The organism is Citrobacter sp. wls613 (genome assembly GCF_005281195.1).
Taxonomy (GTDB): Bacteria; Pseudomonadota; Gammaproteobacteria; order Enterobacterales; family Enterobacteriaceae; genus Citrobacter; species Citrobacter gillenii.
Genome location: NZ_SZXN01000080.1, coordinates 245,468 through 256,611, shown reverse-complemented (window position 1 = coordinate 256,611; position 11,144 = coordinate 245,468). Strand labels below are relative to the sequence as shown.

Annotated in this window: 10 protein-coding genes and 1 pseudogene; 8 read left to right on the top strand and 3 right to left on the bottom strand. The window is 54.0% G+C overall.

Annotated features, from left to right (window positions below; all coding sequences use genetic code 11):
* Both FDX01_RS20180 and lrp read right to left on the bottom strand, forming a co-directional pair.
* Positions 1 to 1,314 (bottom strand): DNA translocase FtsK 4TM domain-containing protein (locus FDX01_RS20180; RefSeq protein ID WP_170974788.1); only part of this gene is annotated, 1,314 nt, incomplete at its 3' end.
* A gap of 134 nt (positions 1,315 to 1,448) precedes the next feature.
* Positions 1,449 to 1,943, bottom strand: a complete 495-nt coding sequence (gene lrp / locus FDX01_RS20175; RefSeq protein WP_000228473.1) for a leucine-responsive transcriptional regulator Lrp — start codon at positions 1,941 to 1,943, stop codon at positions 1,449 to 1,451.
* 583 nt (positions 1,944 to 2,526) lie between these two features.
* On the opposite strand from lrp, the gene trxB reads away from it, so the two are divergent.
* The 6 genes and pseudogenes from trxB to infA all read left to right on the top strand — a co-directional run bounded on the left by trxB (position 2,527) and on the right by infA (position 8,350).
* Entirely contained in the window at positions 2,527 to 3,495 is a 969-nt protein-coding gene (trxB, locus tag FDX01_RS20170; RefSeq protein WP_137400355.1) for a thioredoxin-disulfide reductase, read from the top strand.
* 114 nt (positions 3,496 to 3,609) lie between these two features.
* Positions 3,610 to 5,376 carry a cysteine/glutathione ABC transporter permease/ATP-binding protein CydD gene (gene cydD, locus FDX01_RS20165; RefSeq protein ID WP_137362367.1) on the top strand — a complete coding sequence of 589 codons (1,767 nt, stop codon included), beginning with the start codon at positions 3,610 to 3,612 and terminating at the stop codon, positions 5,374 to 5,376.
* On the top strand, positions 5,377 to 7,098 hold the full coding sequence (cydC, locus tag FDX01_RS20160; RefSeq protein ID WP_096757698.1) for a cysteine/glutathione ABC transporter ATP-binding protein/permease CydC: 1,722 nt from the start codon (positions 5,377 to 5,379) through the stop codon (positions 7,096 to 7,098). It abuts the gene before it with no gap.
* Positions 7,099 to 7,141: 43 nt separating this feature from the next.
* Entirely contained in the window at positions 7,142 to 7,846 is a 705-nt protein-coding gene (gene aat / locus FDX01_RS20155) for a leucyl/phenylalanyl-tRNA--protein transferase (RefSeq protein ID WP_096757699.1), read from the top strand.
* Positions 7,847 to 8,204, top strand: a pseudogene (locus FDX01_RS20150) (hypothetical protein).
* Positions 8,132 to 8,350, top strand: a complete 219-nt coding sequence (gene infA, locus FDX01_RS20145) for a translation initiation factor IF-1 (protein WP_002211347.1) — start codon at positions 8,132 to 8,134, stop codon at positions 8,348 to 8,350. Before FDX01_RS20150 ends, infA begins: the two are co-directional and overlap by 73 nt.
* 78 nt (positions 8,351 to 8,428) lie before the next feature.
* On the opposite strand, the gene FDX01_RS20140 is transcribed toward infA, so the two are convergent.
* Complete coding sequence (locus FDX01_RS20140; protein WP_137400354.1) at positions 8,429 to 9,340, bottom strand: LysR family transcriptional regulator; 912 nt, start codon at positions 9,338 to 9,340, stop codon at positions 8,429 to 8,431.
* A gap of 108 nt (positions 9,341 to 9,448) precedes the next feature.
* Here FDX01_RS20140 and FDX01_RS20135 point away from each other — a divergent pair, with 108 nt between their 5' ends.
* Together FDX01_RS20135 and FDX01_RS20130 are read left to right on the top strand one after the other, a co-directional pair.
* Positions 9,449 to 10,309, top strand: coding sequence for a pirin family protein (locus tag FDX01_RS20135; RefSeq protein ID WP_137400353.1), 861 nt, complete (start codon positions 9,449 to 9,451; stop codon positions 10,307 to 10,309).
* Between the two features lie 16 nt (positions 10,310 to 10,325).
* On the top strand, positions 10,326 to 11,003 hold the full coding sequence (locus FDX01_RS20130; RefSeq protein WP_096757702.1) for an isochorismatase family protein: 678 nt from the start codon (positions 10,326 to 10,328) through the stop codon (positions 11,001 to 11,003).
* The last annotated feature ends 141 nt before the right edge of the window (positions 11,004 to 11,144 follow it).

Here is an 11,144-nt window from a genome sequence, read left to right as displayed (position 1 = left end):
TGGAACAGGCGGCTGCCACTGCGGCTGCATTTGCGGCTGCGGAGCTACCGGCTGTTGGTATTGAGGTTCGACAACGGGCGGCACAGCATATTGCGGCTGAGGCTCAACCGGTGCGGGCTGCTGCCACGGCTCATAAGGCTGTGCCGTCGGTTGAGTATATTGTGCAGGCTGCGGATAACCTTCGTAGGCAGGAGTCACAACCGGCTCAGCCACCTGTGGCGCTGGCGCAGGTTGCCATGCAGCAGTCGGTGCAGGCTGAACAGGAACGCCACCGGAAACCAGCGGAGCTTGCATTAAAGGATCGGCTGGCGCACTCCAGGCCTGCGCGGTCGCCGTGGCTGCTGCGGCGGCTGTCACAGGCTCAGTCACCGAGTGACCACTTAGCAGCGGGTCGAACTCATCATATTCAGGCAGCGTCGCGCGATTACCCGAGAACAGAACATCATTCGGATCGGCGGCAACACCACGGGCGCTGTATTCAATTTCATCTTCGTCGTCCATCCGTTTACCGGAGAACAGCGCAGCATCGGTATGACGACCAAGCGGATTGGTAAACTTCTCGGCCAGCCGCTTACGACGTGCTAATGCCCCACGAAGAATACGCGCCCGGCGTGATTCATGCGGTTTTCCTTCGGCGATGTCGACGGACTCTTCATCGTCTTCATATTCTTCGTCATCGACCCAGGTATCGTCACGACGAGTGCGGTTACTGGCAAAGGTCAGGATATTGAGTAACCAGCCGCCCAGTTTTTCCGCAATGCTCACCCATGACCAACCGGTAAACAACGTCAGACCTGCCGCCCAGATGCACAATAGTGTGAGTGTTCCCCCGCTGCTATGCAGCAGAGGTTGTAGCGTGGTACTGAGCAGACTGCCAATCACGCCGCCAGACGCGAAATACCAGATATCATCGGCATTGATTGCCGCCAGTCCGCAAGAGGTGAGAATGAGCGCCAGAACGCCAATGATGCGCAGCGATACGGCGAAATAGTCAACGTACTCGTCACTGGCCTGATGTCGCCAGGTAAACCAACAGCCCCCAACAATGATCACAGGTAGGGTGTAGGCCATGATGCCAAAAATAAAGAACAGCGTGTCCGCCAACCATGCTCCGGGTATTCCCCCAAGATTGTGGATAGGCTCGTGCCACGCGGTTTGCGACCAGCTGGGATCCGAAGGGTTAAAGCTGAGTAAGGCAGCCATCAACCAGACGGCAAAAAGGGCAATAAGGATCAGTAGCGCTTCCAGAAGTCGGCGCCCGCTGCTTAACTTCGTCAATGTGACGTCTTTGTCTTCAGTGTATTCCTGGCTCAAAAACGGCTCTCCAGGTTTCAGGCTTTTCCTGCCCGATGCTAAAACGGACAACAGCACCGGGTTGCCCCGGCACTGTTGCTGTATGGATTAACAGGAGTGTAATCAAACTACGTCGATTTTGCACCTGTTCCGTGTTAGCGCGTCTTAATTACCAGACGATTGCTCTGTTTAACTTCTTCCATTACCACGTAAGTACGTGTGTCATTCACGCCAGGCAGACGCAGCAGGGTTTCCCCCAATAGCTTGCGGTATGCTGACATATCCGGTACGCGTGTTTTCAGCAGGTAGTCGAAATCACCGGAAACCAAATGACACTCTTGAATTTCTTCAAGTTTTTGCACTGCAGTGTTGAACTGCTCAAAGACATCCGGTGCGCCACGATTCAGAGTAATCTCAACAAAAACCAGAAGTGATGCATCCAGATAATGCGGGTTTAACAGCGCCGTATAGCCCTGAATAAATCCCTGTCTTTCTAACCGACGCACACGCTCAAGGCAGGGCGTTGGTGAAAGTCCCACTCGTTTAGAAAGCTCGACGTTAGAAATACGCCCATCCTTTTGCAGCTCATTAAGAATGTTACGATCGATACGGTCGAGATCTTTGCCAGGGCGCTTCTTACTATCTACCATTATTATTGTCTCTCTGTATTCCTTCCCTACTCCTGCCTGACCCTTCTAACATCACTGTTCAGAGTCGCTACCCATCACAATACCCGAAACCCAGAGGGATTTACGGTGTGAAATGTCTGGGTTTATGGTGAGAAGACCGTTGCCTGTCGGCGGCTATCGACATCACGAATGGCATCTGTCCACACCATGCGTAGATTTCGCTAACTCGGTAAACATGGTATCTGGATGCATGATTATGCAGCACACACACGACACAGTTTTTTTCTTCCTTGAATGTTTTCGCAAAACAGCAGGGGATTGTCAAAGCAAAACATCGATTTTTAGTACAACATGCCAGTTATTCATTGGGAGTGATGGAAAATCGTCATTTTATCGCCTTATAACTGGCCGATTTTAAGTAGAAATCGTTATGTCCCGTCATACTTCATGTTACCTGTGCGTTGGTTGACGTCCTTGCCGCCTGTCTGGCCGATCATCGGCTCCCGCTATTGCACAAATTGTTAACAAAATTGCCATACTCTTTTTTTACGCCTGCAAATTCCCTACAATCCAGTCATTGCCTGCCAACAACTATGGGGATCTCATGGGCACGACCAAACACAGTAAACTTCTTATTCTGGGTTCAGGCCCTGCCGGGTATACCGCTGCGGTCTATGCTGCACGCGCAAACCTGCAACCGGTACTGATTACCGGTATGGAAAAAGGGGGTCAGTTGACCACGACGACGGAAGTCGAAAACTGGCCTGGCGACCCGCACGATCTTACGGGCCCACTGCTGATGGAACGTATGCATGAGCATGCGACAAAATTTGAGACGGAAATCATTTTTGATCACATCAGCAAGGTTGATCTGCAGAACCGTCCGTTGCGTCTGACCGGCGACAGCGGCGAGTACACCTGCGATGCGTTGATTATCGCCACCGGCGCTTCCGCTCGCTACCTTGGCTTACCGTCTGAAGAAGCGTTTAAAGGTCGCGGTGTTTCTGCCTGTGCGACCTGTGACGGTTTCTTCTATCGCAACCAGAAGGTAGCGGTTATCGGCGGTGGCAACACGGCTGTAGAAGAAGCGTTGTATCTGGCGAATATCGCCTCTGAAGTGCATTTGATTCACCGTCGCGACAGCTTCCGTGCAGAAAAAATCCTTATCAAGCGCCTGATGGATAAAGTCGAAAACGGCAACATCGTGCTGCACACGCACCGTACGCTGGAAGAAGTGACCGGCGATCAGATGGGCGTCACTGGACTGCGTCTGCGTGATACCCAAAACACCGATAACGTCGAGTCTCTGGACGTTGCAGGACTGTTTGTCGCCATTGGTCACAGCCCGAACACTGCGATTTTTGAAGGCCAGCTTGAGCTGGAAAACGGCTACATCAAGGTTCAGTCCGGCATTCACGGTAATGCGACGCAAACCAGCATTCCAGGCGTGTTCGCGGCCGGCGACGTGATGGACCATATTTATCGCCAGGCGATTACCTCTGCAGGTACGGGTTGTATGGCAGCCCTTGATGCAGAGCGTTATCTCGACGGTCTGGCTGACGCCTGCAAATAAGTTTTACAAATCAGTAACAAAAGTAAAAAAGGCGACTATCAGTCGCCTTTATTTTTGCCCCGTTGTAACATTGTCCTGCCTAAAAATTCCTATAACTCACCTGCTAAGCGAGCAATGAATAAAACCCGTCAAAAAGAGCTAACACGCTGGTTAAAACAGCAAAGTGTCATTTCCCAGCGTTGGCTGAATATTTCACGCCTGTTAGGCTTCGTCAGCGGCCTGTTAATTGTCGCTCAGGCCTGGCTCCTGGCGCGCATTCTTGATCACATGATCATGGATAATATTCCCCGCGAAGCCCTTCTGCTCCCTTTCATCGTATTAGTGCTGATTTTCATCCTGCGTGCATGGGTGGTCTGGCTACGTGAGCGGGTCGGTTTTCACGCGGGACAGCACATTCGTTTTGAAATTCGCCGTCAGGTTCTGGACCGTCTGCAACAGGCAGGCCCCGCGTGGATCCAGGGTAAACCAGCCGGAAGTTGGGCCACGTTGGTGCTCGAGCAGATTGACGATATGCATGATTACTACGCGCGTTATCTGCCGCAAATGGCGCTTGCCGTCTGCGTCCCCATTTTGATTGTCGCGGCCATTTTCCCGTCTAACTGGATAGCTGCCCTTATCCTGCTTGGCACTGCACCGCTAATCCCCATGTTTATGGCAATGGTCGGTATGGGCGCTGCTGATGCTAACCGACGTAACTTTCAGGCGCTAGCCCGACTCAGCGGTCATTTCCTCGACCGCTTGCGTGGTATGGAAACGTTAAGAATATTTGGTCGCGGCGAAGCGGAAACAGAAAGCATTCGTGCGGCATCACAAGATTTTCGCCAGCGCACCATGGAAGTTCTGCGCCTCGCGTTCCTCTCCTCCGGCGTACTGGAATTTTTCACCTCGCTGTCCATCGCGCTGGTGGCGGTTTACTTTGGCTTCTCGTACCTCGGTGAACTCAACTTCGGCCACTATGGCGTTGGTGTTACCTTAGCCTCTGGATTCCTGGCACTGATTCTTGCGCCTGAGTTTTTCCAGCCCTTGCGCGATCTGGGCACGTTTTATCATGCCAAAGCCCAGGCCGTCGGTGCCGCAGACAGCCTGAAAACGTTCATGGAAACGCCGCTGGCGCATCCTGAACGTGGCGACATTGAGCTGGCCGTAAAAGAGCCGGTTTCGATTACCGCAGAAGATCTGGTTATCACCTCCCCGGAAGGTAAAGTGCTTGCTGGTCCACTTAACTTCTCGCTGCCAGCCGGTCAGCGCGCGGTACTGGTGGGACGTAGCGGCTCCGGTAAGAGCTCGCTGCTGAATGCCCTTTCTGGTTTTCTCTCGTATCAGGGTTCGCTGAGAATTAATGGTTTTGAGCTTCGCTCCCTGGCCCCTGACTCCTGGCGAAAACAGCTGTCGTGGGTAGGACAGAACCCACAGCTTCCTGCCCCAACGTTGCGCGATAATGTGCTGCTGGCACGTCCAGATGCCAGCGAGCAACAGCTTCAGGCCGCGCTCGACAGCGCCTGGGTAAGTGAGTTTTTACCTCTACTGCCTCAGGGCGTGGATACCCCGGTCGGCGATCAGGCCGCCCGACTTTCCGTCGGGCAAGCGCAGCGCGTTGCCGTCGCCCGCGCCTTGCTCAATCCGTGTCAGCTAATGCTACTGGACGAACCCGCCGCTAGCCTCGATGCGCACAGCGAGCAGCGCGTCATGCAGGCGCTGAATGCAGCATCACGCCGCCAGACCACGCTGATGGTCACGCACCAGCTTGAAGACCTTACCGAGTGGGATGCCATTTGGGTCATGCAGGACGGACAGATCGTCGAGCAAGGCACTTATGCTCAACTGAGCGCAGCCAACGGGGCTTTTGCAACACTGCTGGCTCACCGTCAGGAGGACATCTAAATGCGCGCTTTGCTACCTTATCTGACGCTGTATAAACGTCATAAATGGATGTTAACGCTGGGAATTATTCTGGCGATCATCACGCTATTAGCCAGTATCGGCTTGCTGACACTTTCCGGTTGGTTCCTCTCCGCTTCCGCGGTGGTTGGCGTCACCGGGATTTACAGTTTTAACTATATGCTCCCCGCTGCCGGCGTGCGCGGTGCGGCGATCACCCGTACCGCAGGTCGTTATTTCGAGCGACTGGTCAGTCACGACGCGACATTCCGCGTGTTGCAGCACCTGCGTATTTATACATTTAGTAAGCTGCTGCCACTCTCTCCGGCGGGTCTGGCCCGTTATGGCCAGGGTGAACTGCTTAACCGCATCGTTGCGGATGTCGATACGCTTGATCATCTTTATCTGCGCGTCATCTCTCCGCTGGTTGGGGCATTTGTCGTGATTATGGTGGTGACGCTGGGTCTGAGCGTGCTCGATCTCACGCTGGCCATCACCCTCGGTGGCATCATGCTGCTGACCTTGTTTATTTTGCCTCCGCTGTTTTATCAGGCCGGAAAACGCACCGGGCAAAACCTGACGCACCTGCGCGGGCAATATCGCCAACAGCTGACATCCTGGCTGCAGGGCCAGGCCGAGCTGACCATTTTTGGCGCAAGTGTTCGCTATCGAGCACAAATGGAAGCCACAGAGTTACAGTGGCACGAAGCTCAGCGTCGCCAGTCCGAATTAACGGCGCTGTCTCAGGCCCTAATGCTGCTGATTGGCGCACTGGCCGTCATCGTGATGCTCTGGATGGCCTCGGGCGGCGTGGGAGGCAATACCCAGCCAGGTGCGCTGATTGCGCTGTTTGTGTTCTGCGCACTGGCCGCATTTGAAGCCCTGGCCCCGGTAACGGGTGCATTTCAGCACCTCGGTCAGGTGATCGCCTCTGCCCTGCGCATTACAGAACTGACGGAACAAAAACCGGAAGTCACTTTCCCCGACGCAGGATCGACAGTTTCTGAGCCGATTACCCTCACGCTGCGCGACGTTTGTTTCAGCTACCCGGGCCAGGCGCAAAATGCGCTGGATACCCTCTCCCTGCAAGCAAAACCCGGCGAGCATGTTGCGATTCTCGGCCGCACCGGCTGTGGAAAGTCCACCCTGCTACAACTGCTGACCCGCGCCTGGAACCCGCAACACGGTGAAATTTTGTTTAACGACCGCCCGATTTCAACTCTGAGTGAGTCAACGCTGCGTCAAAGCATCAGCGTCGTGCCGCAACGTGTGCACCTTTTTAGCGCCACATTACGCGACAACCTGCTGCTGGCCGCGCCGCAGGCCAGTGATGATGCATTATCCGAAATACTGTGCCGCGTTGGTCTGGAAAAACTGCTGGAAGATGATGGTCTCAACGCCTGGTTAGGTGAAGGGGGTCGTCAGCTTTCCGGCGGCGAACTCCGCCGTCTGGCAATCGCTCGCGCGGTACTCCACGATGCCCCGCTGATGCTGCTGGATGAACCTACCGAAGGACTGGACGCTACCACCGAAAGTCAAATGCTTGAATTGATTAGTGATGTCATGCGAGATAAAACGGTATTGATGGTGACGCATCGCCTGCGCGGGCTATCGCGTTTTAATCAAATAATAGTGATGGACAACGGACACATTATTGAGCAAGGTAATCACGCAGATCTGTTAGCCAGGCAGGGGCGTTATTACCAGTTTAAGCAACGTCTGTAAGCTATTATTGAACGATCGACTCGCGTAGTGGAGTTTCGCTGTCATGCGCCTGGTGCAACTGTCCCGCAATTCTATCGCCTTCCCGTCACCGGAAGGCGCGTTACGCGAACCTAACGGTTTGTTAGCACTGGGTGGCGATCTGAGCCCTGCCCGTCTGCTTATGGCGTACCAGCGCGGTATTTTTCCGTGGTTTTCTCCTGGCGACCCAATTCTTTGGTGGTCGCCCGATCCGCGCGCCATTTTGTGGCCTGAGACATTTCATCTTAGCCGTAGCATGAAGCGTTTTCATAAACACTCACCTTATCGTGTCACGTTAAATTACGCCTTTGGTCAGGTGATTGAAGGTTGTGCCAATGACCGCGAAGAAGGGACCTGGATAACGCGTGATATTGTTGACGCTTACCACCGCCTGCATGAATTGGGGCACGCGCACTCCATTGAAGTGTGGCGGCACAATGAATTAGTCGGCGGTATGTACGGCGTTTCGCAAGGCACGCTCTTCTGCGGTGAATCAATGTTCAGTCGTCAGGAAAATGCCTCAAAAACCGCGTTGCTTGTTTTTTGCGCTGAATTTAGCCAGCAGGGTGGGAAGTTAATTGACTGTCAGGTGTTAAATGGACATACAGCGTCGCTGGGCGCCGTCGAAACGCCGCGTCGGGAGTACCTTGAACACTTGAGCAGACTGCGCCAGCAGCGGTTACCCAGCCATTTTTGGGTACCGCGGACGTTATTTTTACCTCAGGAGTGAATGTTTTCGGCACATTTTTTGTCGGGGTGTTATAATTGCGTCGCAGAGTTGGTTTAGCCCATTACCCCGCCGCCGTTAAGGAACAGTTCGCGTCAGGCAACGCCTATCGTTTATCTCATCGTTCCCTTACACGTTGCGCTTTAAGTGCGGCTTTGCCGTGTGTGGATAGAGTAATGCGCCAAACTTGATTTGCTGTATTTTAATCGCGCAAATCTTTACTTATTAAAAGAACTTCGGCATTATCTTGCCGGTTCAAATTACGGTAGTGATACCCCAGAGGATTAGATGGCCAAAGAAGACAATATTGAAATGCAGGGTACCGTTCTCGATACGTTACCTAATACCATGTTCCGCGTAGAGTTAGAAAACGGTCACGTGGTTACTGCACACATCTCCGGTAAAATGCGTAAAAACTATATCCGCATCCTGACGGGAGACAAAGTGACTGTTGAACTGACCCCGTACGACCTGAGCAAAGGCCGCATTGTCTTCCGTAGTCGCTGATTTTTTTCACGCCAGACTGGCGTCCAGATAATAAAAGGTCGGTATATCCGGCCTTTTTTGTGGGCCAAATTTGAGGCTTTAGTCCTCAATCATGCGTGCATATTCTTCCGTCAGGAAATCCACTAATGCGCGCACCGAGGGCAATAACCCCCTACGCGATGGAAAGACCGCGTGAATAATCTCCCGCCTCGGTTCCCAGCCATCCAGCAATGCCACCAGCTCCCCTGCGGCTAATTGATCCTTGACCATTAACTGCGGGAGTTGCACCACGCCTACCCCGGCAACCGCGGCCTCGCGCAGCGCCAGCATATCTGTGGTGATCATACGCGGCATAAAATGCACTTCCGCGCGGGCACCCTGTGGGCCAAACAACTCCCAACGATGAACATGTTTCCCCGCCGCCAGACTCAGCCCGGGCCAACGGTTCAGCTCTGCAGGGGCGTGTAATGTCCCCATCTGCTCAACCAATCGCGGGCTGGCATACAGCCGGTGCCCCCTGTCAGCAAGCACCCGCATGACCAAATCACTGTCTTCAAAAGGACGAGGTCGGACGCGAATCGCCACATCCAGACCTTCCCCGACGACGTCAACGCGGCGATTCGTGGCTTCAAGCTGTACTGCGACATCCGGATAACGCGCCATGAATCGGGCCAGCATCGGACCGATATGGACATGCAACAGCGTCACCGGGCACGTCAGTTTAACAATGCCACGTGGCTCAACCTGCAACGCCGCAATGGCATCCTGTGCCGCCTGCGCCTCCACCAACATCGCCTTACAGTGTTCGTAAAAGGTCTGTCCGACCTCCGTGACATTAAACTGCCGGGTTGTTCGCTGAATCAAACGCACCCCCAGTCTCTCCTCCAGTTGCGCAATGCGCCGACTGAGTTTGGATTTGGGCTCATCAAGCGCACGGCCTGCCGCTGCGAATCCTCCCTCTTCGACAACATGCACAAACCATGCGAAATCATTGAGATCCAGCTTCGTCATCTTATTGTCCTATTAATGAGACGGTGAGGACTATTTTAGCCACTACTCAGCTCGCTGTCATGGATATAAGCTTATTCACATCAAGATAACGCCACTGAGGAGATACATATGAAACACGTAACAGGCGTCTATACCGCACCTCGCCCACACTGGGTTGGCGATGGATTTCCAGTTCGCTCGATGTTCTCTTACCAGTCTCATGCTGAGCAGCTCAGTCCGTTCCTGCTGCTGGATTACGCGGGTCCGCATACCTTTACACCGGGTAATGAAAAGCGCGGCGTCGGTGAGCACCCGCACCGTGGTTTTGAAACGGTGACCATTGTTTACAGCGGTGAAGTTGAACATCGCGACTCGACCGGGCGCGGCGGCATTATCGGTCCAGGCGATGTGCAGTGGATGACAGCAGGGGCCGGGATTTTACACGAAGAATTTCATTCGCCGGAATTTACCCGTAAGGGCGGCGAGCTGGAAATGGTCCAGCTGTGGGTCAACCTGCCAGCCAAAGACAAAATGACCGTGCCGGGTTATCAGGGCATCAGCAGCGACGTTATTCCCACCGTCGACCTGCCAGATGACGCAGGTACCGTGCGCGTGATTGCGGGCAGCTATCAGGACACGAAAGGCCCCGCGCATACCTTCTCACCGTTAAATGTGTGGGACATGCGCCTGCAAAGTAATCGCCCGGTCACGCTGTCCCAACCGGAAGGATGGAGCACTGCGCTGGTGGTGCTGAAAGGCACGATCACCATCAACGGTGCCACCTCCGCGGGTGAGGCGCAGCTGGTGGTATTAAGCCAGCAGGGTAAAACCCTACATATCGAGGCCAGTAGCGACGCCAGCGTGCTGCTGCTGTCAGGCGAACCGTTAAATGAACCCATTGTCGGTTACGGTCCGTTTGTGATGAACACAAAACAAGAGATCGCCGAAGCCGTACGCGATTTCAACTCCGGCCGTTTTGGCCAAATCTAAAGCGAAGGAGAATACGATGTCCAGTCCTGCAAATTTTAATGGTTCACGCCCGGTTATCGACGTAGATGATGCCGTGATGCTGCTTATCGATCACCAGAGCGGCCTTTTTCAGACCGTCGGTGATATGCCAATGCCCGAACTGCGTGCCCGTGCCGCTGCGCTGGCAAAAATAGCCACCCTGGCGAAGATGCCGGTGATCACCACCGCCTCCGTTCCACAGGGACCCAACGGCCCGTTGATTCCGGAAATCCACGCCAATGCGCCCCATGCTCAGTACGTGGCGCGCAAAGGCGAGATCAACGCCTGGGATAACGAAGACTTTGTTAAAGCCGTCAAAGCAACAGGTCGTAAAACGCTGATTATCGCCGGTACCATTACCAGCGTTTGCATGGCTTTCCCGGCCATCAGCGCGGTAGCGGAAGGGTATAAAGTGTTTGCCGTCATTGACGCTTCCGGCACTTACAGCAAGATGGCGCAGGAAATCACGTTGGCGCGAGTGGTACAGGCAGGCGTGGTGCCAATGGATACCGCAGCCGTTGCGTCTGAAATACAGCGGACCTGGAACCGGGAAGATGCCGCTGAATGGGCGGAAGTGTATACCAAAATTTTCCCGGCCTATCAGCTGCTGATCGAAAGCTACAGCAAGGCTCAGGAAGTCGTCACCAACGGTGAAAAACTGGACTCTCAGCGCTAATCATGTTCTCTGCGCCTGTCCGGGCGCAGAATATGTCTATTGCGTAACCAAACGAGAGTGAAGACGTAAATTCTGCTTGACCGTTTTAGCGCAACTCCCTATAGTAGCGCCCCGTTGCCCCCCAAGCGGTCAGGCAGCAAT